Source organism: Paenibacillus glycinis (assembly GCF_009909185.1).
Classification (GTDB): domain Bacteria; phylum Bacillota; class Bacilli; order Paenibacillales; family Paenibacillaceae; genus Paenibacillus_Z; species Paenibacillus_Z glycinis.
In genome coordinates this window covers 208,909-234,973 of record NZ_JAAAMV010000017.1, presented here as the reverse complement: position 1 = coordinate 234,973, position 26,065 = coordinate 208,909, and the positions used below count along the sequence as shown (strand labels likewise).

Genomic DNA, 26,065 nt, shown 5'->3' with positions numbered 1-26,065 from the left:
TCCGTATGGGTTCCTTACGTGCTTGCGCTTGCTTTCGAATCGTTCTCGGCATCCAGCCATTTATCGATGAAACCCTTCCATTGGGCTTTCGAAATCACGCCTTCGATCCGTTCCCTGACGATTCCGTTACTGTCCACCAGCAGACTGATCGGGAACGAATTCACTTTGTACAATTTCTGCGCGTCGCCGTCCCGGTCCATCAGAATCGGAAACGACAGCTTCTGCTGATCCACGAATTCCCGCGCTTGCCGCTCCTTGTCCACGCTGGTCGCGTTAATGCCCAGAATCTCGAGCTTGCCGTCGTAATCCTTGGCCAGCGACAGCAGGTCCGGCGCCTCCATCTCGCACGGATAGCACCACGACGCCCAGAAATTCACGAGCAGCAGCTTATCCCGCTTCCCCCCGATGGCAACCGACTTATCCTGCAAATCGGGAAGGTTCAGCGTCGGCGCGGTATAACCCGGCTTAGGGAGCATATCCGACGACGCGGCGAGCGCATCGTCATGCTTGCCTTTATTTTGATAAACTGCGGCACCTGCCAGTATCAGCACGATGACGAGCAACACGATCGATCGTTTCATAATGCGCCTTCTTTCGGAATAGTTGTCGATTAACGCGAGGTACGCTTCCTACATGTTACCATGTTCAAGAATGGAAGCTCAAGTTCAGGGGTACATTAACCGTCGAGACCGGCTAGGTCATCACACCGACTTGGAGGTCTTTGACCCATGAAGCAATCGGCCAAATCCCGCGGAACGGCGGGCAGTCCAGGGAAATTGCGGACGGCGGAATCCGGCGGCGGCAGCGATTCGCAAGCGAAACAGCAAGGCAAAGGCGGCGGAAAATGGCTGGAGTACGTCGCGCTCGCGACCGTCCCTCTCGTACTCGTCTTAGGCAATTCCATGCTCGTCCCGATATTGCCGGAGATGGAGCGCGAGCTTCGCATTTCGACGTTTCAAGCCAGCCTCGTCATCACTCTATTCTCCGTTGCCGCCGGTCTCATTATTCCCTTCTCCGGTTATCTATCCGACCGTTACTCCCGCAAAGCCGTCATCCTCCCTTCGCTTGCCCTCTACGGCATAGCCGGCATCGGGGCGGGCGTGGCCGCAGTCATGCATGCATACGGCTTCTTGATCGCCGCCAGAGCTCTTCAAGGGATCGGCGCGGCCGGCACCTCTCCCATCGCCATGGCCCTCGTCGGCGACAAGTACAAGGACGGCGAGGAAAGCGAAGCGCTCGGCTTGATCGAAGCATCCAACGGCGCAGGCAAAGTCGTCAGCCCGATTATCGGCTCGCTGCTGGCCTTGATGACCTGGTACGCGCCATTGTTCGCCTTTCCGGTCTTCTGCGCCGGCTCGTTCGCGGCCATGCTGTTCCTGATCAAAGAACCGGCCAAAGAAGGCAAGGAGCGGCCGCTGCCGGTCAAGCAGTACATCGCGGATATCGGCAAGCTCTTCAAGGAGAAAGGCCGATGGCTGATCGGCGCGTTCGTGTCGGGCTCGCTCGGCTTGTTTATTCTGTTCGGCGTCCTCTTCCGCCTATCGGATCTGCTCGAGAAAGCGCCGTATAAGATCGACGGCGTCGCAAAAGGCGGCATCCTGGCGATCCCGCTGTTGTTTCTGGTCATTACCGCTTACGTTACCGGGCGCAAAATCAAAAACAAAGGCGCTTTGATGCGCGTCCTGATGATCGTCGGGTTGGCCGTCATGTGCGCCGCGCTTGCCGCAGCCGCTTTTCTGCACCGCAATATCTATCTCCTGATCGCCTTCGCGGCGCTGAGCAGCCTCGGGACCGGTCTCCTGTTGCCTTGCTTGAATACGCTCATCACCGGATCGGTCGACCGCCAGCACCGCGGAATGGTCACGTCGCTGTACAGCAGCCTGCGTTTCTTCGGCGTCGCGCTCGGTCCCCCGTTATTCGGCTGGATCGCCGGCATATCGGATACGCTGCTGTACGGCATCGTTGCCGGACTATCGCTCGGGTCCATGCTCATCATCGTCTTTCTCGTGCATCCTCCGGCCAAAGCCGGGGATACGTCAGGATGACGGCTTCGTCTGAAGAGGCGCGAGCAACGAACAATCGCGGTAGGCGGCATTTCCCATTCTGCGATATAATGGAGGACAGGCTAAGTCTAACACTGTCCCAGCAGGAGGAACTGCCATGCACTTAAACACGATGCCTCGTCAAGCCGTGCTCGATCCCTCCGCGTACCGGACGCTTGTCTCGCTCTGCATGGACGCCATGCCCCTCGAAGCTTGCGGCGTCCTGACCGGACATTACGCGGTCGACGATTCCATGGCGCAGCCGGACCGTGTCCTGCATATCACGGACGTGCACCGCGTCTCGAATGCCGCCAGCCGGCCCGAGCACCGCTTCTCGTTCGACCCGCAGGATTGGGTCCAAGTCCTTTACCGCATGCAAAAAAACCGACAATCGCTTGTCGGTTTCTTTCATTCCCATCCCTCTTCGCCGCCCGTGCCGAGCGCGGCCGATCTTGACGGGATCCTTGCAGCCGGCGACGGAACCTCGTATTGGATCCTCGCGCCCGACGTTCGCCGCCGCGGATGGCTCATACAATCCTACTGGATGCAGGAGCATCGCTTCCATCCGCTAATGCTTGCTCAAGTACGCGTATAAGTCCCCTAGCGTAACCACGTTGCGATCCAGCATCCGCTTCAAATACCGCAGCCACAGCATCGCCGTCATTCTGGAATCTTCGAGGGCATGATGCCGCTCCGTGATTGCGATGCCGTGCTGTTCCAGCAGATCGTCCAGGTTATAGCTCGACCGTCCGGGCTCCAGCCATTTGGCCACCATGATCGTATCGAGCACCCGGTGGGTCAAGTTCACCTTGGACGTCCGCCAGAGCGCGGTGTTCAGGAAATGCTTGTCATGGCCGCTGGCATGCGCGATCAAGAGCCGTTTGCCGACGAATTCCATGAAATCGTGAAGCACCTGCATCAAATCGGGCGCATCCTCCGTCATTTCATTGGTGATGCCGGTCAATTCCGTAATATGCTTCGGCACTTTGCGCTTCGGATTCACCAGGCTGTAGAACGATCGTTCCTCCACCAGCCGTTCGCCTTTGAGCAATACCGCCCCGAATGAAATGATCTCGTCCCCGTTCGTCGGGTAAAATCCCGTCGTCTCCAGATCGAATACGACGACTTCCATCTCGTCCAGCGGCTGATCCATGATGGAATCCTTCCGCTGTTCCTTGGACATGGAACGGATAAAGGCCATCTGCTGCGCATTCTGGGCCCCCATCATGGAAGCAAGGGCAGGCGTGATGCCGCCCATTTTGTATAAATGCCACATCCGGCCCATGCCTTTTTGCTCTTTCATATGACTTCCCTCCGGATGACTTAGAACCTGCCAGTCGCTCGCCGCCGAACCTGCTTCTGCAGTCGCTTGACGGTGCGAAGACCGGTTTTGAGTTCTTCGATTAGTTCCTTGGTCAATCGGGTATTGGACAGTTTGCCGTTATTGGTATAGATGCCGCTTTCCTTCTTGGACGTGGTCAGCAGGCGCAATCGCAGGAACAATTTGAATACGCCGTCGTAGTCCTGACCTTCTTGCTCGGAGAAAACGCCCTTCTGCGTCAGCTGTTCGATCCGGTTCAAGGTCGAGGTAGCCCGGACGCCCGCTTGAATGGCGAGCAGCCGGACCGCGTTGACCATCGGGATGTACGCGCCGTATTTCAAATCGAGACTGCCCGCGTCCTCGCCGTAGTTCTCCTTGAACAACTGTCCGAACACGCCCACCAACACCTTGTGGCGCATGGTATTGTTCAGCATGTTGTGCACGATTCGTTCGTTTTGATGCATATGCGCGAAAAAATGCTCCTTCAGCGCCATCCATATCGACGGCAGTCCCGCCACGATTCGACAATCCGCCACGATAAGCAAATATCGGACCCGTTCCCAGTCCGGATCCTCGAACCATAGATCCAGCTTGGCCATCCATTGCGACAAAGACTGACACCATGCCGGGTTGGCGCTGACGACTTCCCCATCGCATGGCGGATAACGGAGCTGCTGAAGCATTTCGACGACCATCCGCGCAAAAGCCTCGAAATAGCCGCTAACCGCATCGAGCTGGGAAGCATCCGCGGGATCGGCATAAATCAATCCGCTATCCTGGTCGCTCGTTAACGTTTGTTCCTCTCTGCCTCCGCTGCCGAACAATAGATACGCATAAGGCACGGGCGGGGAACCAAGCCCCATCCGTGCCATTTGCTCTTCCGAGAGGGTGACGGCACGGCGAATCAACGCGTCGTGCACCTCGTTCAGATCCGTATAAAATTGTTCGATCGGTCGAGCGGAGAGCAACGCTTCCATGTGCTCATGGATTTGATCCCGCAAGCCGCGCAGTGCCGCAACATCGCCGCTGGCGGCGATGCGTGCGAGCAGCTTCGCATGGACCGGGTCGCTCATGCTGTGCTCACCTCAATGTAAGGATATCCAAGATCGAGCCCGCGCCGCCGCTCACGTGCGGCGGCGCGGGTTCAACCCTTTAAACAAATGATTACATGTTTTGTTGCGCTTTTTTCATTTGTTCCGGATAACCGAACGTTCCGTGCTCGGAAAGGTCGAGACCGACGATTTCTTGCTCTTCCGTTACGCGGAGACCCATGACCACTTTCATGATGCCGAGCAGGATGAAGGAAGCGACCAGCACGTAACCGCCGCAGACGACGACGGATTCGACTTGAACCCAAAGTTGATGCCAGTTGCCCGTGTCGATCAAGCCGCCTTCGCCGACGTTCAGTTTCTTGGCCAGCGCGTCGGTTGCGAAGATGCCGTTGGCGATCGTGCCCCATACGCCTGCCGCGCCGTGAACGGAAAGCGCGAAGATCGGATCGTCGACTTTGATTTTCTCGAAGAATTTAGCGCTGAAGAAGACCAGTACGCCGGCGAGCAAACCGATGACGACCGCCGCCCACGGCTCTACGAATGCGCAAGTCGCCGTGATGGCAACGAGACCGGCAAGCGCGCCGTTCAATGTCGTCGTGATATCCGCTTTGCCGTTAACCAGCCAAGAAATCAAGAGTGCCGCTACTGCGCCGCCGGCTGCGCCGAGCTGCGTGTTGAACGCGACATAACCGAAGAATCCGTCGCCTACGCCGAGCGCGCTGCCCGCGTTGAAGCCGAACCAGCCGACCCACAGAATCAGAACCGATAAAGCGCCGAATACTTGGTTGTGACCGAGAATTTCATTGGCGGAGCCGTCTTTATTGAAGCGTCCGATACGCGGTTTCAAGAGCACCGTTGCCGCGAAGGCCGCGATGGCTCCCGTCAAATGGACGACCGTCGAACCCGCGTAGTCCTGCGCGCCTTTCGTGAACAACCAACCGTCCGCGCTCCAGATCCAGTGCGAGATAACCGGATAGATAACGGCCGTGAACAAAACCGTGAAGACCAGGTAAGCGGAAAGCTTGGCGCGTTCCGCGAAGCCGCCCCATGCGATGGAAAGCGATACGGCCGCGAACGCCAGTTGGAACGTGAAGAAAATTGCCGGCGGAAGACCTACGCCGTCTCCGGCTGCTTTGTCAGGCGAGAAGAAGAAATCGCCGGAACCGATGATGTTGCTGATGCCCGTGCCGGTATTGTCGGCGCCGAACGCGAACGCATAACCGACGGCCCAGTAAATCAAGGTACAAAGACCCAGCGTGAAGACCGTTTTGCCGGCAATGTGACCGGCGTTCTTCATTCTTGTCGAACCGGATTCGAGAAGGATAAATCCGCCTTGCATGAGGATGACGAGGATTGCCGCTACGAGAACCCAAATCGAGTTGAGCCCCATGTTGAGCGTAGCCGCGGACGGGTCATCCGCGAACGCCATTGCCGGAAATAACAACGATAGAGCACCTAACGATAGAACTAATTTTTTGACCACTGCGACCACTCCCTAATGTAATGTTTCATGACATGATAGGAAAGACTTAATGTCATTATAGTCAGAAGTGCCTGATTTGACAATATAGTTTTTTCATTTTGCAGAAAAAAATCTAACGTTCGTGCCTAAATTAGAAGGGAATGTTAAGTTTTTTCACAATTAGGAGGGCGAAACGCTAATTTTCTCGCTTCATTCTTCGCGTTTCTAGCCAATGGGACAACGCCCGGTTCTAGCGATTTATAATTCGCGCACTCGAAAATTGAGCTCATCCTCACTCGTTATGTCAGGTTTTCCGTAGTGGAAGAATTGTCAAAGCATAACGTTTGACTGTACGGTTAAGGATTTGTATCATAGTTAGTAGAAGATATTGCGTACATACCCGTTTTATAATGAAAGAGGTGATTTCAATGTCCGAACATTTGTTATACCGGATCGGCGAACTCTCTAAGCTGGCCGGGGTAAGCCCGCGCACGATCGATTTTTATACCTCCATGGGCCTGATTGAACCGGAACGGCGTTCAGCCAAAAATTATCGCTTATACAGCGATGAAACCTTATCGCGTCTCAAACGTATCGTACAGTTGAAGAAGGAAAAATATTCGCTGGATGAAATCAAATCGAGCTTGTCCGGCTGGGGCAAAGTATCTTCCGAAGAGGAAGTCTCCAGCCAGCTGATCGAGCTGCAAATTCATCTGGAACAGCTGCAGCGGGAAGTGACGGCGATCGAACCTGTAATCAGCCAGTTAAAGCCAGGGCAGGCTAAACAGGTCTTCAAGCGGCTTATTCCCCAAACCGCCGCTTGCGTCGAAGCTTTGATGCTGCTGCTGAACAAAGGCGGATTCATGTAGCATCCCATTAAAACGGAGGGAACCAGTTATGTTTTTTCACCCCATGGACTTTCTGATCATCATCGCTTTCTTGTTGTCGGTATGGGCGCAGTTTCGGGTCAGAGGAACGTTTAACCGCTGGTCGGAGGTCCAGACCGCGAGCGGCATTACGGGTTATCAGGCGGCGCGGATGATGCTCGACCGGAATGGGCTGCATGATATCCCGGTAGAGCCGGTCCCAGGCACGCTCTCGGACCACTACGACCCCATTCACCGCGTCGTAAGGCTTTCGGAGCATGTCTACTACGAAAATTCGATTTCCGCCGTCTCCGTCGCTTGTCACGAGGTCGGGCATGCCATCCAGCATAAAGTGCACTATCCGATGCTTGCGCTTCGCCACCGTATCTTCCCGGTCGTGAATTTCGCCTCGGGCTTCGCGCCGTTCCTGCTCATTGCAGGCTTCTTGTTCCAGTCGACCGGGTTGATCGGCATCGGCATCCTGTTCTTCTCTTGCGCGGTCGCATTCCAGCTCGTCACCCTGCCGGTTGAATTCAATGCCAGCAACCGGGCGCGCGATCTCATGGTTGCCGAAGGCTTCATCACCAACGATGAAGAGCGCGGCGTCGCGAAAGTGCTGAATGCCGCGGCGCTCACGTACGTAGCGGCGGCGCTGATCTCGCTGCTGGAGCTGATCAAGTACATCATGATCTTCACCCAATCGCGGGATTAACGGTTTACGAAATCGTCAAAGGCGGGCAGCCGAGCTGCCCGCCTTTTTTTTGCATTCGCGCGAACATGATGCGGAATCAACAAAAAAGTCCGGCACCTTCACGGGTGCCGGACTTCAACGCGTACCATCTTGTCGATAATTAGGTCCTGAAACGGCTCAACGTTTCCCGAAGACCTGTCGATACGGTTTCCAGCTTATCGGACAAGCGAACCAGCCCTTCGCTGATGTTCGTTTGCTCGTTGCTGAGCGATGCGACTTCCTCGGAGGTCGCGGAAGATTCTTCGGCGACGGCGCTGACGTTGCTCATCGCTTCGGACAGCACGACCTGCGAGCTTTCCAGCATGCCGATGGAATTCGTCACCGTCCCGAGACGTCCAACGAAATCGCCCATCTGGCCTTGGACCGTCAGGAATATTTGATTCGCTTCCTTGACGGCTTGGATCTGCTCCTGGAAGATTGGATACGCGTCGGACAGCACGCCGACCGTCTCGTCGATCTCCCGTTGAATCGTTTCGGTAATTTGACCGACCACGTCGATGGATTGACGGGATTGATCGGCCAGCTTGCGGATCTCGTCCGCGACGACCATGAAGCCTTTGCCCGCCGTTCCTGCGCGCGCCGCCTCGATCGTGGCATTCAGGGACAAAATATTCGTTTGCTTCGTCATGTTGTTCAACACGTCCAAAATTTTACGGATGGAGCGCGTCGATTCCTTCAACCTGTCGACTTTCTCGACCATCGAACGCGTCATTTCTTCCGTCATGCCCGTCTTTTCGATGAGGCTGTTCATGTAGACCGTACCTTGGCGGCTTGCTTGCTCCACTTCGGATGCGGCTGCGCCCATTTCTTGGTTGGCAACCGTTACCTGCTGCATCTGGTGACCGATTTCCGTCGTCAGATCGCTGCCTTTCTCCGCTTCGACGGCCAAGCTGGTCGCCCCATTGGCGATTTCTTCGGTGGCAACGGCAATTTCTTTGGCGGAGATGGCGGTCTTCTTGGACGCGTCCGACAATTCCCCCGCCGTCGCCAGCACGTCTTGAGCCGATTGGTTCGTCTGGTTAACGAGCACGGTGATCTGGGTCATCATCTGGTTGAAGCTTTGCGCCAGCTGCCCGATCTCGTCTTTCTTGCTGATCGTGGATCGAACCGTCAGATTCCCGCGTTCGCCCTCGTTCATGAGATTCCGCAGGTTCACGAGCGGAATGGCCACCATGCGAATGACGAGCAGGCCGATCCCGATGGCGAGCAGCGCCGCAATCCCGGCAATGATATACGTGGCGTTACGGATTTGCTTCGCGTCCTTGATGAGTTCTTCGACAGGCACGGTACCCAAGAGTTCCCAGCCGGTGCTTTCGAATTTGTTATACATGGCCAACACTTCGTCGCCGTCGGAATCGGTCGTCGTCATCGATCCGCTTTCCGAGGCTTTGCCGTCGGCCGGCAGCGAAATTGGCGAAGCCTTGCCGAGTTGATCCTCTTTGCCGCTGAAGACGACGTTGTTGGCACCGTCTTGAATGATGATCTCGCTGCCCTCGCCAAGCTTCAAGTCCTGCAATTGATCGGCGATTTCCTTCAATCGAATTTCGACGATCAGGATAAAGTAACCTTCGTTGCTGACCGTGTTTTTCATGACCCGTCCCATCGCGAACGTCGGATCGGCCGCGCTTGTGCCGTAGCCGTTGACTTTGGAAGGCAGCCATACCAGCTTCCCTGCGCCATCGGTAATCGTCTTCATCCAGTCGGATTTCTGGGCATCCGCGGTCGTGATGTTGGTACTCCCCATCGTAACGGCCGTTGCGTCGCCGGAGATCGGAATAATGGCCGCCCCTACGATCGTTTGATTGCCCAGGATGTAGGATTGCACGGCGTCGCTGATCTTCTTCATGACATCGAACTTGTCGTAATCGTCCGTGGCAGTTTTATATTGCTGCAAGTAATCCTGCACATACTTATCCAAGAGAATCTGCATGGATAACGATTCGTAATTCTTGAACATCAAGTCCAATTTGCCGTTCGATTGCTTGATTGCGACGGAACTCGATTCCGCGACTTTGTCCTTGATGATCGTCTTCGAGGTCGAATAGGAGAAGAGCCCCACGACCAGCACGCACACCAAGATCGCGCAGAAGATAATCAAGAACAGCATGAGTCCCACGGATTTGATCGGATTCGAAAACTTCACGTTTTTGAGACCGTTTACGGAAGTCGAAACCAACGACTTCACGTTCCCGTTCAAGCTGTTTTCATTGGCTTGCTTGTTGGCTTTGTCCTTCTTCGCCTTGCTGCTCATTGCTTGACACCACCTGGCCATGTGATAGATTTCCAATTTTGGATGAGTGCAATTCGGTATGTGTCGCGTGCTTATGATTCAGAGCGTTGATCCGCCCGTCTCATCATAACCAAAAGCAAGTTTCACAATATGTTGCAATACCCAATTTATCGGTACGAGGAAATCGTTTTGTTAGCCGGATTGGAAAAAAAATTCACAAAAAAAACATCCCGTCGAAGGTCGACAAGGATGTTCATAGGTCTATGGCATCAACGAATGCGTTTGCGCATCATGTCCATCGGCTTAACCGGCGATTCCGTCCGGATCACGATGTGCTGCAGCGGATGTCTGGCGGCATCGAGCGCATTGCCGTCCGTATCGGTGATTTCGCCGACGGTTTGTTTGAAGAACGTGCCGTTCGGTCCGAAAAACTCCACCTGTTGGCCCGGCTTGAAATGGTTGCGCTGCTGAACGACGGCCGTTCCGGATGCTTCGTCGTAGGAGATGACCACGCCGGCGAAATCGTACGGCGCCGCTTTTTCCTCCGGCTCGTAAATGTGATCCTCGGCGCCCGGCGTATCATAGAAAAAGCCCGTGTTCAGCGGCCGGTTGGCGGCCTTCTGAATATCGTCGAGCCATTCCTGCTTCAACTCGTAACGCTCCGGGTCCGCCATGTACGAATCGATGGCCTGGCGGTACGCGTTGACGACGGTCGCGACGTAATGCAGGCTCTTCATCCGCCCTTCGATCTTGAAGCTGTCGACGCCGACGTCGATCAAATCCGGGATATGCTCGAGCATGCCCAGATCCTTGGAGCCCATCGTGAATTTATCGGCGTCCATGCCGACCATCGCGATATCGTCCTCGTAAATGTCGTACTTCCATCTGCAGGATTGGCAGCAGCCGCCGCGATTGGAATCCCGGTCGGTAAAGTGGTTCGACAGCACGCAGCGTCCCGAAAACGAAGAACACATGGCGCCGTGAATGAACGCCTCGATTTCGATATCGACATTGGCTTTGATCTCCGCGATTTCTTCGAGGCTCGCTTCGCGCGCCAGCACGACGCGCGGCAAGCCTTCTTCCTTCCAAAACTGGACGGCCTGCCAATTCATCGTCGATTGCTGCGTGCTTAAATGCACCTCAAGCTTCGGAGCGACCCGCTGCGCCGTTTCCACGATAATCGGATCCGCCGCGATAATGGCGGCGATACCCGCAAGCTCCAGCTCGCGCAGGTAGTCTTCCAGGCCCGCAATATCTTCGTTGTGCGCGTAGATATTCGTAGCGACGAATACCTTCGCTCCGTATTGTTTGGCGAACTCCACGCCTTCCTTCATCTCTTCGAAGCTGAAATTATCCGCGTTGGAACGAAGGCCGTATTTTTGACCGCCGATATAAACGGCATCCGCGCCGTAGTGAACGGCGAATTTCAGTTTCTCCAAATTGCCGGCCGGGGCCAGCAATTCCGGTTTGGCCAACCGGTGTCTTTTCCCCTTCAAACGAGGGGCTGTTTGCGTTGTCACCATCCTCACCTCCAAGAACTTACAAGGGTGACCTTAATACACTTGTTCTTTATAGAAAAATCCATACGACAGCTCTCGCGACGGATTCTGCAGCGAAACGATGGCATCGAGCCATTCGTCCTGGAACGCATAGCCTTGCGGGTCCATGACGTAGGCATCGATCGCCGCGCGGTAGGCGCGCACGACGGTTTCGTTGTACGTTATCGATTTTAACAGGCCTTCGATTCGAAAGCTATCGATATTCGCTTCCATCAGCTCGTGCAGATTCTCGACCATGCACAGATCGTCGGAGCTCATGATATGGGTTCCGTTGGCATCCTCATAGATCGGAAAACGCTCGTCTGGCCGTTCCGCTTCGATCAAATACAAACCGTCCTCGCGCCGGCCGTGCACCGGAACGTTCTCCACGGATCCGTCTTTGTTCTGATGCTCGAAATAATTGTGAACGAGCGGGCGCTTGGAATGATAGATATTCGTCATCCCGTGAACCTGAACCTGAACGGCCATATCCGTATTGGCTTTCACGGCAATGACCTGATCCAGGTTCAATTCCCGCGCGAGCACGACTCTGGAGGCGCCGCGGCGCCCCCAATAGTTCGCGGTCGCGAAATTCGTCGACGTCATCTCGGCATTCCAGTGCAGCTTCATCCCCGGCGCGGCAGATCGCGCCGCCATGAGCACCGCCGGGTCGCCGAACACGATCGCGTCGACGCCGGCTTGGGCCAACGCGCGTATATAGTCCGGAAGCGTATCGACCGTCCGGTTATCCATCACATTGTTGACCGCCGCATAAACCGAAGTTCCGCGCGCATGCGCCAGCTTGGCGGCTTCCGCGATTCCCGCGATGTCAAAATCGCCGGGAAGCCGCATTCCGTAGCGCGATTCGCCGATCACGAACGCATCCGCCCCCGCTTCGATCAACCGTTCCATATCGGCAAGAGAAGCTGCGTCGATGAGCAGCTCCGGCTTTGTTGCCATTTGCAAGTCCTCCTATTGCTTCGCTGTTTCATTGCTTTTCGCGATGTTCTGATTGTGCTGCTTGAGCGTTTCCGCGAACAGATGCTCGTGGCTGCCGTCCTTCTTCGTCACGTAGTAGAAATAATCCGTCTTTTTCGGGAAAAGCGCCGCTTCGATCGATTTCACGCTCGGCGAAGCGATCGGCCCCGGCGGAAGCCCCTTGACCTTGTACGTATTATACGGACTGTCCACCTGCAAATCGGATTCCATCAGGCGATCCTTTTGCTTGTCCAGCAAGTACTGAACGGTCGCGTCGATTTGCAGCGGCATGCCTTCCTTGAGGCGATTATAGATAATGCCCGCCACGATCGGCCGTTCCTCGTCCACGACGACCTCGCGCTCGACCAGCGAGGCGACCGTCATGATCCCGTTGAAGTCGACGCCGTTCGCGGCCAGCTGATCTTCCCAATTCTCGGGCAGGCCGTCCAGCTTTCGGTCGAGCTCCTGAAGCATCCGATCGATAATGGCGTCCGGCTTGCTGCCTTTGACCATCTCATAGGTATCGGGGAACAGATAGCCTTCCAACCGATGACGGAGCTTGGCGCCTTTCGGGATATTCTTGGACGCGTCCGTATCCGGCCACACCTGGTCCTTATCGGCCAGCGCAAGAAAAGCAGCTTTATCGACATAACCGGCTTTGCTCAGCGTGTCGGCGATCTGCTCGACCGTGAAGCCTTCCGGAATCGTGAAGCGGATCGTTTCTTGCTTCACCGTCTCGCCCGCGTTCAGCTTCGCGATAATCGATTGCTTGTCCATTCCGGGTCTAAGCTCGTATACGCCGGCTTGGAATCGCGGTCCTTCGTGCTTGTAGCGCAGGTAGTATTTGAATAGAAACGCGTTTCGAATAATGCCTTGCTCTTCGAGCGCTTCCGCGAAATTGAACGGCGAGGTCCCCGCCTTCAGCTCGACTTGCACGACATCCCCGGGGGATGTGGCGCGCAGGCCGTTCCATACGTACAAATACGAGCCGCCCGCAATAATAATGATTAAGCTTAAAATCGTAGTAATGACCCAGAACGTTATGCGTCCTCTTCCCGGACCCGCGGGACGCAAGTCGTCGTTAGCCGAAAATCCGCTTTCCGGCAGGTGCTCTGATGGACTCAAGCGACGATCCCCCGTTTCTACTGTATGCGCGGAAAAAGGGCGGCAGCGCCGCCCCATCCGTACCTCTCTATTCCCTTGCGGGCATCAATGCCGTCAAGGCAGTTCGTCGCCTTCGAACAGCAGATCATCGTAGGCTTCCGAGACGGCTTCCCATTCCTCGTCGTCTTCGATCGACTCCAGCTCGGGGTCGGAGCCGTCCGTCAAAGCGATGCGGAAGAAGGCGATTTCATCCTCCTGCTGCATGCCTTGCGATTGAAGACCCGCATAAGCGCGGTCTCCCAACTGGAACTCGGCGACGATCCGGAACGGTTCCGTCTCGCCTTCTTCGCCGATCAGATCGACTTCCGAGCCGTAAATAGGATTCAAGATGGAAATCCGTTTGACTTCAGACAATTTACAGATCTCCCTTCAGCCAATGCTGACGTTAGTCATTTTCGTCGATTTCCGCAAGAAGCGTGTTAAAGGTTTCTTCGACCATATTCCACTCTTCCTCGTCTTCGATCGTATACAGCTTCAAGTCGTCGCCGTCTTCCTCGTAGCGGAACGCGTAGACTTCGTCCGCGTCTTCGTCCTGCTCGTCCTCGGAATCGACGTTCAGCGGAACGACCATCATATATTTCTGATCGGAGCCGTCAACCTCAAACTTCATGACTACCTCGAATTCTTCTTCGTTGCCTTCTTCATCTGGAATGTAGATGATTTCCGGCTCTTCGTACTGCATGTTGTCCTTTGTCATCGTTACCCTCACCTTTTCGTTTTAGAATCGAGATAATTTTGCAAAATGAGCGTTGCCGCCATTTTGTCCACCACTAACTTTCGCTTCTTACGGCTGACATCCGCTTCGATGAGCGTGCGCTCCGCGGCAACGGTCGTCAGCCGTTCGTCCCAAAGGTGTACGGGTACATTTAGCTTTTGCTGCAAATGTTGTGCGAATGCGATGCAAATTTCGCCACGCGGCCCGATGGTGCCATTCATGTTTTTCGGTAAACCGACTACGATCTCAGATACTTCATGTTCCTGCACGAGCTTCGCGATCGCTTCGTCTTCGCCGTTATCGCGGCGTTTCTCGACGACCCCGATTCCCTGCGCGGTCCATCCGAATGCATCGCTGACGGCAACGCCGATTCTGCGGTCGCCGTAATCCAAACCCATAAGACGCATGCGGGAGGAGCCTCATTTCCGTCTTCAAGAATTATTTGCTGTGCTGACTTAAGTAAGAACGTACCAGCTCTTCGATCAATTCGTCACGTTCTTTCCTGCGGATCAAGCTTCGGGCATTATTATGCCGCGGAATGTATGCAGGATCTCCGGACAACAAATAACCGACAATTTGATTGATGGGATTGTAATCCTTCTCAAGCAGCGCGTCGTAGACGGAAAGCATAATCTCTCTCGAGGAAGCTTCCCCTTCCGCCTTCACGTCGAATTTCATTGTCTTGTCCATTGAATTCATCGCCAGCACCTCGCTTTCCAAAGCCGCTTGACAGCCGTTTTATACCTGTATCATATCACATTTGACTGCGCAAGAACCAGTTCTTCGGCAATTTGAAGCGCCGCCGCCAATTTGGAAGGATCCTTGCCGCCCGCCTGCGCCATGTCCGGACGGCCGCCGCCGCCGCCGCCGCAAGCCGCCGCCGCTTCTTTTACGATCTTGCCGGCATTGAAGCCCTGCTTCACGAGATCCGGGGAAACGGCCGCGATGAGGTTGACTTTGTCCTCCGCGACGGCGCCCAGCACGATAACGGAGCTCGTTAATTTCGTTTTCAGCTCGTCGACGATGCCGCGCAGCGCGTCCATCGACGGCGCGTTCACTTCAGCCGCGAGCAGCGTGATGCCGCCCACGATTTTCGCCTGCGTTTCCAACGATCCCGCTTCGATATGGCTCAATTTGCTTTGCAGCGACTCGTTGTCGCGCGTCAAATCCTTCACCTGCGCGTGAAGTCCCTCGATACGCTTGGGCACGTCGTTCAGGTTGGTTTTGAGCAGCGCCGCCGCTTGTTTCAATAGATCCAACTGGCCTTCCACGAACTGGTACGCATGGCGTCCCGTCACCGCTTCGATCCGGCGGACGCCGGAACCGATGCCGCTTTCGCTCACGAGCTTGAACACGCCGATTTGCGACGTATTGGCTACATGGCAGCCACCGCACAGCTCCAGGCTGTAATCGCCGACGCGCACGACGCGCACGACGTCGCCGTATTTCTCGCCGAACAGCGCCATCGCGCCCATGGCTTTCGCTTCGGCCAGCGATTTGTTATCGATCTGCACCGCGGTGCCGAGCCAGATCTGTTCGTTGACGCGGCGCTCGATCTCCGTCAGTTCTTCCGGGCTGATACTGCCGAAATGGGAGAAGTCGAACCGCAGGCGATCCGGTTCCACGAGGGAGCCCGCTTGGTTGACATGCTCGCCGAGCACGTCTTTGAGCGCGCGGTGCAGCAAATGCGTCGCCGTATGGTTCTTGATCGTGTCTTCGCGCGTGAGGGTCGTTACCGCCGCTTGCACGACGCCGCCTACCTTCAACGTTCCATGCTCGATAACCGCGTGATGCACCGGCTGACCGTGCGGGGCCTTCGTCACGTTGTCCACGGACAACGCGAAGCCGCCCCCCGCAATCGCTCCGCTGTCGCCGACTTGTCCGCCGCTCTCGGCGTAGAATGGCGTGCGGTCCAGGATGACCAGGACATGGCTGCCTGCTCCCGCCTCTTGCACGAGCGCGTCGCCTTCGACGATCGCGATGACCTTCGCGCCTTCGACCTTCAGATCCTGATAGCCGACGAATTCCGATTTCTCCGTGAAATCCGCGAGCGGTCCGCCCTGCACGTTCATGCCGCCCGTGTCTTGGCGCGCCGCGCGGGCGCGGGTACGCTGTTCTTCCATCGATGCGTCGAAGCCTTCGCGATCGACGGTCATGCCTTGTTCGGCGGCGTAATCTTCCGTCAAGTCGAACGGGAAACCATACGTATCGTACAATTTGAATGCGTCCGGGCCGGTGATGAGCGATTTGCCCTCCGACTTGGCCGTCTTGACCAAATCGCCGAGGAGGGCGAGGCCGTCGGACAGCGTCTCGTGGAACCGCTCTTCTTCCGTGCGGATTACCCGCTCGATGAATTCGCGTTTTTCCACGATCTCGGTATAGTAGGCGCCCATGATGCTGCCGACGACCTGCACGAGCTCGAAGAGGAACGGACGGTCGACGCCGAGCGTCTTGCCGTAACGGACCGCGCGGCGGAGCAGGCGGCGGATGACGTAGCCGCGTCCTTCATTGGAAGGCATGACGCCGTCGCCGACGGAGAAGGCCACGGTCCGGATATGGTCCGCGATGACTTTCAGCGCGACGTCGGTCTCCGGATTCACATGGTACGCGACGCTGGCGATTTCGCAGGTGCGGTCGATGATCGGACGGAACAGATCCGTGTCGAAGTTGGAGTCCACGTTTTGCAGGATCGACGTGAAGCGCTCCAGCCCTGCGCCGGTATCGATGTTTTTGTTCGGCAGCGGTGTGTAACTGCCGTCTTTATTATGATTATATTGCGAAAATACGAGGTTCCATACTTCCAGGAAGCGCTCGTTCTCCCCGCCCGGCCAGCATTCCGGGTCGCTCAAGTCGCCAAACGCGTCGCCGCGGTCGTAGAAGATTTCCGTGCAAGGACCGCACGGGCCTTCGCCGATGTCCCAGAAATTCTCTTCCAGCTTGTAAATTCGCTCCGCCGGCAGTCCGATCTTCTCGTTCCAATAGCGGAACGCTTCCTCGTCTTCCGGATACACGGTAACGGACAGGCGCTCCGGATCGAAGCCGATCCACTGCGGGCTCGTCAGAAACTCCCAGGCCCAGGTGATGACTTCTTCCTTGAAATAATCGCCGATCGAGAAATTGCCCAGCATTTCGAACATCGTATGATGACGGCGGGTCTTGCCGACGTTCTCGATGTCGTTGGTGCGGATGCATTTCTGCGAATTCGCGATCCGCGGGTTGTCCGGGATGACGCGTCCGTCGAAATACGGCTTCAGCGGCGCCATTCCCGCGTTGATCCACAGCAGGGACGGATCGTTATGCGGCACGAGGGAAGCGCTCGGTTCGATCTTATGCCCTTTGCTCTCGAAAAAAGCGAGCCATTTGGAACGGATTTCACTTGCTTTCATACGGTTCAGCCTCCACAGTGTCAAATGAAAATAAAAAAACGCCCCAAAAACAGGGACGAATCGTTCGCGGTACCACCCTGGTTATCGTTCGGCCGACTGCCGTTTCCCGTATCGGAAAGCCGCGATGCCAAACAATCTCCTTCAATGGACGGTAACGGGTCCACCCGGCGAAGTTCGTTCACACTCCGGTACCAGCTTTCGATCATCCTTCGCCCTTAGAATTTTTTCAGCCGACGCGGCATCTCGATCGCGGAATGCTGCATGTCCAACCTCGCGGTCGTACACGCAAACCAATCCGCTTGCGGAAATGCTGCATGTCCAACCTCACGGTCGTACACGCAAACCAATCCGCTTGCGCGAAGAAATTCTTTCTCTGTCTGGCGGTCTATGATTTACTTCGGTGCCATCAACGTTTATAACGATGCAATTAACCTAGATAGAATCAGAATATCAGCAACTCGCATCCCATGTCAAATGGTCTTTCTGCGGACGTAATATGCGAAGATATGCTGCACGATGACCTTGAGCGCGGCGAAGATCGGCACGGCCAGGATCATGCCGACGATGCCCGCGAGCTCCCCGCCGACCAGGAGGGCGAAAATAATCGACAGCGGATGCATGTGGAGCGTTCTGCCGACGACCTGCGGCGAGACCACGTTGCCCTCGAGGATCTGACAGACGGTATTGACGATAACGACCATCAGCATCATTTTCAAGGATACGGTCGACGCCATCACGAGCGCGGGCGCCGCACCGAAAAAAGGTCCGAGGTAGGGAATGATGTTCGTGACCGCGACAACGCTGGCAAGCAGCAGCGGATACGGCATGCCGATGATGAGATACCCGATATACGCGAGCGTGCCCACGATGACGCAGACGAGAAACTGGCCGCGGATGTAGCTGCCGAGCGCATTGTCGATATCCTTGAGCAATCTCACGGCATGCTTGCGGTGAGGCTTCGGCACGTAAGTGAGCAGCGTCCGCTCGAACACCTCGAAATCCTTCAGGATGTAAAATGCCAGGAACGGAATAATGAACCCGATGAACACGACGTTCAGCATCGCCCCGATATTGTTGACGAAGCCGAAGATCGCTTCCGAGCCCCGCTTCTCCAGCTTGTACAGCGATTTGTTGATGCCCGAGCGGATGCTTTCCGGCAGGAACGAGCTGTTGTTCAGATCGTCCACGAGGCTTTGCGCTTTCATCGTGAAATCCGGCATATGGCGGTTCAGCTCCTGCAGCTGCTCGAGAAACATCGGTATGGCGTTCATCAGGATGACGGTCAGCGCCGCGCAAAAAACGGCATAGATCAGCAGCACGGCCATCGTCCGCGGCACTTTCCGCTCATGAAGCATGCTGACGATGGGATTCAGCACGTACGAGATAATCATTGCGATCAGAAACGGCGCCAGCACCGCCCGCAGGAATACGTAGATATGTATAAAGATCGGCTTTAGCAGCAACAGCAGATATAGGGCCGCGAGTCCCATGATGAGATAGACGAGCCATGTAAATATACGGTTGTTCGTGAACCGTTCCACGGCTGCACTCCTCCTTGGATCAGCATGCGTTCCGCGCTTCATTATTCAAAGGCCGCATCCGATATAACTAGTACTACAGTATATGTACAAGTTCCCGGAATCATCCCGCGAACGGCAGAAACCCGCTCGTTTCCTTCGCACGGCGCGGCGCAAAGCTTCGCAGCGGCCTGCATGCGCTCCGGAAAACACAAAAAAGACGACCTCGTTCAAGGCCGTCTTTCCCTCGCAGGAGCGGAACCAGCAAAGCTTAGTTCGCATGCACCTGCGGCATCTCGTCTTCGAAGAACAAGTCGTCCAGCGAGCTGAGCGTACCGTCCTCTTCCACTTGGTAGACCGACATTTTCTCGCCGTTTACCGTCAATTCAATGAAGCAGCCCCAGCAGTAATACTGGTGCGATCCGATTTTTCCGATATCCTTGGAACTGCAGTTTGGGCATTTCATGGCTCATTTCTCCCTAATATCCGTCTCAGAAACCGCGACCGGGAAGAGGTTGTCCTCGCTTCCGGCCGGTACTATAATCACATCATTGCCAAGCATGACTTCATCAGCCTGCAGCGGAGCAGGAAGCCACTTGCGGCCTTCCATGATATCCGCTATGAAACCGTCCGTCAACTCATAGCCTATTATTTGTGTACCCTGTATTTCGCTAAAATAAACATCCGATACGCGGCCAAGTTGTTCGCCATGAGCAGTAATGACAGGTAAATCCTTCAAACGCACGGCGCCGGTCGAAAAGGACCGCTGCACGTCCGTTTGTTTGGTCCGTTTCACGGAATCTTCGTTCATGATGATTACGGCATCTTCCCCGCAAACCAGAACCTCGCTCCACTGTACGGCTTTCATCGAGGTCAAAAACCGCCGTCCAGCGTCCAAAACAATGCCGCCGAGCTGCCAATGCTCGTCGAACCATGCGTCCTTCACATGACCGACGTGCTTGCCGGCGTTCATCTCAATCACAGGCAGACCAATCAGATGCTGTAGTCGCAACACAGTCTGGCAAAGCCTCCTAGGCATTAGTACGAACGCGGCTCATAAAGGTTTCAACTTTTTTTGCCGCAAGTTCGAGTTCCTCCATAGTGTTGCCCAAACCGAAGCTAAACCGTACGGCGGAATCGCGTCTTTCTTGCGAGATTCCCATCGCCTGGAGCACATGCGAGGGCTCAAGCGCGCCAGCCGTGCAGGCAGAACCGCTCGAAGCCGCGATACCGGCCAAATCCAGATTCATCAACAGCGTCTCCGCGCCCACGCCGAGAAAACTCAGGTTCAAAATATGAGGAGCATGTAAGTCCGGGTGGCCGTTAATCGCGACCCGCTCCTCGCCCGCAATGGCTTTCATTCGTTCTATCCATGTAAGACGAAGCTCGTCCAGCAAAAGTTTCCGTTCCCGCGCCGAATTCACACAACGTTCAAACGCCGCGGCGAATCCGACGATGCCGGCGACGTTCTCGGTGCCCGGTCTTCTTTTGCGTTCCTGCAATCCGCCGTGATGCAGCGGCTCGAGAAACGTTCCCTTGCGGACATAAAGGGCGCCAACGCCCTGCGGTCCGTTGATCTTATGGGCGGAGAAGCTCATCAGGTCCACGGAGAGCTCGCGCAAAGCGATCGGCACCGCGCCTAGCGCCTGCACGGCGTCGACATGGAACGCAACGCCTCGAGACCGGGCGAGTTCGCCGATCTCTGCAATCGGCTGAATCGATCCGGTCTCATTGTTGACGAACATGACGCTGATGAGCGCCGTATCTTCCGCGATCGCCTGCTCGACGGCCGCGGCCGACACGACGCCTTGCTCGTTGACGGGCAGTACGGTTACGCGGAATCCTTCTTCGCGCAAATAATCGCAAGTATGCAGCACCGCATGATGTTCGATCGCGGTCGTGATGATATGGGACTTCCCCCGCTTGCGGGCAGCTCGCGCGGCGCCGACGAGCGCAAGATTGTCGCTCTCGGTCCCGCCGCCGGTAAACACGAGCTCCGCTGGCGAGCAACCTAAGCCTTCGGAGACGATGTCTCTGGAACGGTTCAGCAAACTTCTGGCCGCGCGTCCGAAACCGTGCGTGCTGGAAGCATTGCCGGGCGTGCCGGTCCATACGTCCATCATCGCCGCGGCGACATCGGGATGCATCGGCGATGAAGCCGCATGGTCGTAATAAATGCGTGTCATGGTCTCATCATCCTCAGATATAAAACATGTAAGAGTCCTGCCGGATCTCTTCCTTGTACGAGACAAGGTCCGCGAGCGTCGTCGAATCAAGCACTTCGGCGATGCTGTTGCGGATCCTCAGCCACAGGTTGCGCTTGGCCGGATCGTCTTCTTCCGTGAAATCGACGGGCGATATCGGGCCTTCGAGAATCCGGATCACGTCCCCGGACGTAATCTCATGCGGTTCCTTGGACAGGATATAGCCGCCGTAAGCGCCACGAATACTCTTGACCAACCCCGCGTTCCGCAGCGGCGCGATCAGCTGCTCCAAATAGTGCTCCGATAATTGATTGCGCTCCGCGATGCTCTTCAGCGAAGTCGGACCTTCCCCGAATTTGCCGGCGAGCTCCATCATGATGGTCAGGCCGTATCGGCCTTTCGTTGAAATTTTCAAATCGAACACCTCTTCTCCGACGAAACGATCTCTTATTTAAAGGTTCCGGATGGTAATAGATTACAATTCATGGTATTCCCATATCATATCTATGTTAACATAACCGCGCAACAATATGTTGAAAAAACGATGACACTTTCATGAAAACCGACATGAAGTGTGCGGTAAAAGTGTGATACAATAGAATCTTAAGCGCCCTTTTCTGCCTTCCGGCAAAGAATGGGCTTCTATTCAAGGTGGTGGAGCAATCATGGACAATTCCAATACGCGCGTCGTCGTAGGCATGTCGGGCGGCGTCGATTCCTCCGTGACCGCGCTGCTCTTGAAGCAGCAGGGCTACGATGTAATCGGCATTTTCATGAAAAACTGGGACGATACCGACGAGTTCGGCCATTGCACGGCCGAAGACGACGCGGAAGACGTACGGCGCGTCTGCGATCAGATCGGCATCCCTTATTATACGGTCAATTTCGAGAAAGCCTATCATGACAAAGTGTTTGCCTATTTTCTCGACGAGTACCGGAACGGCCGCACGCCGAACCCCGACGTCATGTGCAACCGCGAAATTAAATTCGGGGAATTCCTGCAGAAGGCGCTGGAGCTCGGCGCCGATTACTTGGCAACCGGCCATTATGCCCGCCTCGAGCGGACCGCGGACGGCGAATCGAAGCTGCTGCGCGGCGTCGATGCCGGCAAGGACCAAACGTATTTCCTGCATGCGCTCGGACAAGACCAGCTGGCGAAAGCGATGTTCCCGATCGGCCATCTGCCGAAGCCGGAAGTCAGGCGCATCGCCGCGGAATTCGGTCTGGCAACCGCCAAGAAGAAAGACAGCACCGGCGTCTGCTTCATCGGCGAACGGAATTTCAAACAATTCCTGAGCGGGTATCTGCCGGCCCAGCCCGGCCCGATGGTCGACATCGCGACCGGCGAGACGAAAGGCCGCCACGACGGTCTCATGTACTACACGCTCGGCCAGCGCCAAGGCCTCGGCATCGGGGGCTCCGGCAATGGCGAACCTTGGTTCGTCGCGGATAAGGATTTGAAGGAGAACATCCTTTACGTCGTGCAGGGCGATACGCATCCGAGCCTGTACTCCTCCAGCTTGACGGCAACCGGCATCAATTGGATCGCGCCGGCCAAACCGCAAGGCGAGTTCTCCTGCACGGCGAAGTTCAGATACCGCCAGCCGGATCAAGGGGTCAAGGTTACGTTCCGCGCGGACGGCACGACGGCTGAAGTCGTGTTCGATCAGCAGCAGAAGGCCATCACGCCGGGTCAAGCCGTCGTCTTCTACGATGGCGACGTCTGCCTCGGCGGCGGTACGATCGATATCGTGACGAAGTAACGTTTATAGATGCAAAAAGAGGCGTTCGATGATTCGAACGCCTCTTTTTTATGCGCTGCTACGTTTGCGATTTATCCGGGGAGAGCGCGACTTAGCCCGTCTCGGCTTGAAACTCTTCTTCCTGCACGATGGCGGCTTCTTCTTCCTCGATAGTCCGTTTGCGGATGTGAATCCGCGATATGCGAAGATGATCCGTCTCCTCGATAATGAATTCGAAGCCGACCGGATAGACGATGCGTTGTCCCTTCGAAGGCGGGTTCTCGATCTGCGCGTACATCCAGCCGCCGATCGTATCGTAATCGTCGCTTTCGATCTCCGTTCCGAAGTAGCTGTTCACTTCTTCGATCAGCATCATGCCGTTAATGGAATGTGTGCCATCTTCCTTCGCTTCGATGTCCGCGCGTTCCTCGTCGAATTCGTCCTGGATTTCGCCGACGATTTCTTCCATGATGTCTTCCAACGTGACCAAGCCGGACGTTCCGCCGTATTCGTCGATGAGGATGGCGATTTGCGTCTTCTTCTTCTGCATCAGCTTGAGCAGCGAGCTGATATGCATCGAATCCGGCACCGTCGTCATCGGACGGGTGATGTGACGGATGTCGTGAATCCCCTGATGCGTCACTTTCAACAGGTCTTTTATATGAATAAAGCCGATGATGTTGTCTTTGTCCTTGTCGCATACGGGATAACGGGTATGCATTTCCTTCAGCGCAATCGCCTGGTTTTCCTCGAAAGACAGGTTGGCGTACAGACAAATCATCTCGGTGCGTGGAATCATGATTTCTCTGGCATGGGTTTCGGCAAAATCGAAAATATTGTCGACCAGCGTCAGCTCCGTATTGTCGATTAATCCGGATTTGTGGCTTTCCTTCATCAAAATGCGGATTTCTTCTTCCGTATGGGCCGACTCATGCTCGGCTGCTGGTTCGATGCCGATGCTCTTCAGCATCCGGTTCGCCATGCCGTTCAAGAGATAAATGAACGGGTACATCACTTTGTGAAATACGATCAACGGCACGGCCGTCCACAGCGTCACGGCTTCCGCCTTGCGGATCGCATACGTCTTGGGAGCCAGCTCGCCGAGCACGATATGAAAAATCGTAATGACGGAGAAGGCGATGATAAACGATACCGTCGATATGGCGACGGGGGTGAAGTGGAGCTTCTCAAGCAAGGGCTCGATTAAATGCGAGATGGTAGGTTCCCCTACCCAGCCAAGTCCGAGCGAAGCGAGCGTGATGCCCAATTGGCAAGCCGACAAATAGGCGTCCAAATTGGTCGTCAGCGCGGATGCGAAGCGCGCCCGGCGATTGCCGTCCTGCACGAGCGTATCGATGCGGCTGCTTCTTACTTTGACCATGGCAAACTCGGCGGCAACGAAAAATCCGTTCAAAAAAACGAGCACGAAAATCAATAAGATGCTCCACAATATGGGTAACGGGTCACTACTCAACGATTCCCTGTTTGCCGTTCGCGCCTAAAGCCGCAATCACGACCAACAGGTGCACCTCCTTCAGGGAATTGAAATTTATAAAGTTCCTTTATAATACTACATTAGACGATGACGTCTCTTTACGTCAAATGCCGCCATCCCACCTTCTGGCCCGTATTCGGGTTATACTCATGTTTATTCGGTAAAGGTCGGCCTTTATGCGCTGTTTTCGCGCTCCAGCTACCGTTTATGCGATTTGAGAACAATCCGGTGTTATTTTCGCCGTTCTTGGTTTTGACGAATCTTGTCTTCCATTCCTTGCTGCGTCGCTTGATAAAACTTCTTATGGGCGATCCGCTCGGGCAAATAAGCCTGTTTCACGTAATGGCCGGGGAAATCGTGCGGGTATTGATAGCCCACGTGGCCAAGCTTCTCGGCGCCGCTGTAGTGCGTATCGCGGAGATGAAGCGGCACTTCGGCCGAACCGATGCGCTCGATCGTTTGCATGACGTTGCCGATCGCCACCGCGGCCGCGTTGGACTTGGGACTCTCCACCGCGAACAGGATCGCCTGCGCGATATTGTATTTGGCTTCCGGCCAGCCGATCTTATGGTAAGCGTCCATCGCCGTCACGGCCTGCACCATAGCCTGCGGGTTGGCCAGCCCGATATCTTCGCTGCAGGCCACGATCAAGCGGCGAACGAATGTCATGGGGTCCATGCCGAGTTTCTCGACGGCGTACAGGAACCAAAACAGCGCCGCGTCGCTCGAGCCCCTGACGCTCTTATGGAAAGCGGAAAGCACGTCGTATTGCGTCGATTCGTCGGCGCGGATCGTAGGCTTGCGGATCGATTCCTCGGCGACCTCAAGCGTGACGATCACGGATCCGTCATGCTGGGACGGCGTCGTCACGGCGGCCAGCTCCAGCGCGTTAAGCGCGCGGCGAATGTCGCCTCCCGCCATGGAGGCGATGTGCTGAAGCGCCTCTTCTTCGACTTGGAGCTTCATGAATCCGAGCCCTCGCGCAGGATCGGCAAGCGCGCGGCGCATGGCTTCCAGCGCGTCCTCCCGGGTCAATGCCTCCAATTGGAACAAGGTCGAACGGGATAGCAGCGCGCCGTTCACGTAATGGAACGGATTCTCCGTCGTGGCGCCGATGAACACGATGATGCCCTGTTCGACCGCCGGCAGCAGCGCATCCTGCCTGGAGGCGTTGAAGCGGTGAACCTCGTCGAGAAAAAGAATCGTTTTGCGGCCGTACATCGATTTCGTCATCTTGGCCTGGTCGATCACGGCGCGGACGTCTTTCACCGACGCTTCGACCGCGTTTAATTTCACGAAATCGCCTTGCGTCCGTTTGGATATAATATGCGCAAGCGTCGTCTTGCCGCAGCCGGGCGGACCGTACAGAAGGATGGAGGACACTTGGTCCCCCTCGATCGCCCTGCGGAGCAGCTTGCCCGGGCCCACGACCTCGCGCTGGCCGATGTACTCGTCTATGGTTTGGGGTCGCATCCGATCCGCGAGCAGCTTCGCCCGCGGCTGCTCTTCCTCTTGGCAGTAGGTAAATAAATCCATCCGAATCACGTTCCTTTCCGGACTATCATATCATACAAGCACACACGTTCGCCATGGTCGCCCGAA

25 protein-coding genes are annotated in these 26,065 nt (G+C 55.7%); 5 read left to right on the top strand and 20 right to left on the bottom strand.

Going from position 1 to position 26,065, the window contains the following annotated elements:
- Positions 1–14 precede the first annotated feature (14 nt).
- Positions 15–581, bottom strand: a complete 567-nt coding sequence (locus GT019_RS19090; RefSeq protein WP_161744769.1) for a TlpA family protein disulfide reductase — start codon at positions 579–581, stop codon at positions 15–17.
- A gap of 147 nt (positions 582–728) precedes the next feature.
- Between GT019_RS19090 and GT019_RS19085 the strand changes: the two genes are divergently transcribed.
- Together GT019_RS19085 and GT019_RS19080 are read left to right on the top strand one after the other, a co-directional pair.
- Positions 729–2,045, top strand: coding sequence for an MFS transporter (locus GT019_RS19085; RefSeq protein WP_161744768.1), 1,317 nt, complete (start codon positions 729–731; stop codon positions 2,043–2,045).
- A 115-nt stretch (positions 2,046–2,160) separates the two neighbouring features.
- Positions 2,161–2,637: a Mov34/MPN/PAD-1 family protein gene (locus tag GT019_RS19080; protein WP_161744767.1), complete on the top strand. Its 477-nt coding sequence runs from the start codon at positions 2,161–2,163 to the stop codon at positions 2,635–2,637.
- Here GT019_RS19080 and GT019_RS19075 read toward each other — a convergent pair.
- The 3 genes from GT019_RS19075 to GT019_RS19065 all read right to left on the bottom strand — a co-directional run bounded on the left by GT019_RS19075 (position 2,611) and on the right by GT019_RS19065 (position 5,898).
- Positions 2,611–3,345, bottom strand: coding sequence for an exonuclease domain-containing protein (locus GT019_RS19075; protein WP_161744766.1), 735 nt, complete (start codon positions 3,343–3,345; stop codon positions 2,611–2,613). The two genes, GT019_RS19080 and GT019_RS19075, sit on opposite strands and share 27 nt — an antisense overlap.
- Before the next feature lie 20 nt (positions 3,346–3,365).
- Complete coding sequence (locus GT019_RS19070) at positions 3,366–4,436, bottom strand: DUF294 nucleotidyltransferase-like domain-containing protein (RefSeq protein ID WP_161744765.1); 1,071 nt, start codon at positions 4,434–4,436, stop codon at positions 3,366–3,368.
- A gap of 91 nt (positions 4,437–4,527) precedes the next feature.
- A complete protein-coding gene (locus GT019_RS19065) occupies positions 4,528–5,898 on the bottom strand; it encodes an ammonium transporter (protein WP_328803994.1) in 1,371 nt (456 codons plus the stop codon).
- Positions 5,899–6,305: 407 nt separating this feature from the next.
- On the opposite strand from GT019_RS19065, the gene GT019_RS19060 reads away from it, so the two are divergent.
- On the top strand, positions 6,306–6,746 hold the full coding sequence (locus GT019_RS19060; protein WP_235948642.1) for a MerR family transcriptional regulator: 441 nt from the start codon (positions 6,306–6,308) through the stop codon (positions 6,744–6,746).
- A gap of 28 nt (positions 6,747–6,774) precedes the next feature.
- Positions 6,775–7,455 (top strand): zinc metallopeptidase, encoded by a 681-nt coding sequence (locus tag GT019_RS19055; RefSeq protein ID WP_161744763.1) that lies wholly within the window; start codon positions 6,775–6,777, stop codon positions 7,453–7,455.
- Positions 7,456–7,594: 139 nt separating this feature from the next.
- Here the strand turns inward: GT019_RS19055 and GT019_RS19050 are convergent, their stop codons facing one another.
- The 14 genes from GT019_RS19050 to cymR all read right to left on the bottom strand — a co-directional run bounded on the left by GT019_RS19050 (position 7,595) and on the right by cymR (position 21,641).
- Entirely contained in the window at positions 7,595–9,745 is a 2,151-nt protein-coding gene (locus GT019_RS19050; RefSeq protein ID WP_235948639.1) for a methyl-accepting chemotaxis protein, read from the bottom strand.
- Between the two features lie 248 nt (positions 9,746–9,993).
- Positions 9,994–11,247 carry a peptidase U32 family protein gene (locus GT019_RS19045; protein ID WP_201755460.1) on the bottom strand — a complete coding sequence of 418 codons (1,254 nt, stop codon included), beginning with the start codon at positions 11,245–11,247 and terminating at the stop codon, positions 9,994–9,996.
- A gap of 30 nt (positions 11,248–11,277) precedes the next feature.
- Complete coding sequence (locus GT019_RS19040) at positions 11,278–12,222, bottom strand: peptidase U32 family protein (protein WP_161744761.1); 945 nt, start codon at positions 12,220–12,222, stop codon at positions 11,278–11,280.
- Positions 12,223–12,234: 12 nt separating this feature from the next.
- A complete protein-coding gene (gene mltG, locus GT019_RS19035; protein ID WP_235948621.1) occupies positions 12,235–13,365 on the bottom strand; it encodes an endolytic transglycosylase MltG in 1,131 nt (376 codons plus the stop codon).
- Positions 13,366–13,458: 93 nt separating this feature from the next.
- The gene (locus tag GT019_RS19030) at positions 13,459–13,758 is read right to left on the bottom strand and encodes a DUF1292 domain-containing protein (protein WP_201755459.1); all 300 of its coding nucleotides are present in this window, start codon (positions 13,756–13,758) and stop codon (positions 13,459–13,461) included.
- A gap of 31 nt (positions 13,759–13,789) precedes the next feature.
- Positions 13,790–14,101 carry a DUF1292 domain-containing protein gene (locus GT019_RS19025; RefSeq protein ID WP_161744759.1) on the bottom strand — a complete coding sequence of 104 codons (312 nt, stop codon included), beginning with the start codon at positions 14,099–14,101 and terminating at the stop codon, positions 13,790–13,792.
- Between the two features lie 8 nt (positions 14,102–14,109).
- Positions 14,110–14,526: a Holliday junction resolvase RuvX gene (ruvX, locus tag GT019_RS19020; RefSeq protein ID WP_161744758.1), complete on the bottom strand. Its 417-nt coding sequence runs from the start codon at positions 14,524–14,526 to the stop codon at positions 14,110–14,112.
- A gap of 31 nt (positions 14,527–14,557) precedes the next feature.
- A complete protein-coding gene (locus tag GT019_RS19015; RefSeq protein ID WP_090642134.1) occupies positions 14,558–14,818 on the bottom strand; it encodes an IreB family regulatory phosphoprotein in 261 nt (86 codons plus the stop codon).
- 50 nt (positions 14,819–14,868) lie between these two features.
- A complete protein-coding gene (gene alaS, locus GT019_RS19010; RefSeq protein WP_161744757.1) occupies positions 14,869–17,505 on the bottom strand; it encodes an alanine--tRNA ligase in 2,637 nt (878 codons plus the stop codon).
- Between the two features lie 470 nt (positions 17,506–17,975).
- Entirely contained in the window at positions 17,976–19,046 is a 1,071-nt protein-coding gene (locus tag GT019_RS19005; protein WP_161744756.1) for an AI-2E family transporter, read from the bottom strand.
- Positions 19,047–19,293: 247 nt separating this feature from the next.
- Positions 19,294–19,488, bottom strand: a complete 195-nt coding sequence (locus GT019_RS19000; RefSeq protein ID WP_090641631.1) for a hypothetical protein — start codon at positions 19,486–19,488, stop codon at positions 19,294–19,296.
- 3 nt (positions 19,489–19,491) lie between these two features.
- Positions 19,492–20,037 (bottom strand): PRC-barrel domain-containing protein, encoded by a 546-nt coding sequence (locus tag GT019_RS18995; protein WP_161744755.1) that lies wholly within the window; start codon positions 20,035–20,037, stop codon positions 19,492–19,494.
- 16 nt (positions 20,038–20,053) lie between these two features.
- Complete coding sequence (locus GT019_RS18990; protein WP_161744754.1) at positions 20,054–21,208, bottom strand: cysteine desulfurase family protein; 1,155 nt, start codon at positions 21,206–21,208, stop codon at positions 20,054–20,056.
- Between the two features lie 13 nt (positions 21,209–21,221).
- The gene (cymR, locus tag GT019_RS18985) at positions 21,222–21,641 is read right to left on the bottom strand and encodes a cysteine metabolism transcriptional regulator CymR (RefSeq protein WP_161744753.1); all 420 of its coding nucleotides are present in this window, start codon (positions 21,639–21,641) and stop codon (positions 21,222–21,224) included.
- 250 nt (positions 21,642–21,891) lie between these two features.
- Between cymR and mnmA the strand changes: the two genes are divergently transcribed.
- Positions 21,892–22,989, top strand: coding sequence for a tRNA 2-thiouridine(34) synthase MnmA (gene mnmA / locus GT019_RS18980; protein ID WP_161744752.1), 1,098 nt, complete (start codon positions 21,892–21,894; stop codon positions 22,987–22,989).
- Positions 22,990–23,080: 91 nt separating this feature from the next.
- On the opposite strand, the gene GT019_RS18975 is transcribed toward mnmA, so the two are convergent.
- Together GT019_RS18975 and GT019_RS18970 are read right to left on the bottom strand one after the other, a co-directional pair.
- Positions 23,081–24,442 (bottom strand): hemolysin family protein, encoded by a 1,362-nt coding sequence (locus GT019_RS18975; protein WP_161744751.1) that lies wholly within the window; start codon positions 24,440–24,442, stop codon positions 23,081–23,083.
- Between the two features lie 252 nt (positions 24,443–24,694).
- Positions 24,695–25,999 carry a replication-associated recombination protein A gene (locus GT019_RS18970; protein ID WP_161744750.1) on the bottom strand — a complete coding sequence of 435 codons (1,305 nt, stop codon included), beginning with the start codon at positions 25,997–25,999 and terminating at the stop codon, positions 24,695–24,697.
- Positions 26,000–26,065 lie beyond the last annotated feature (66 nt).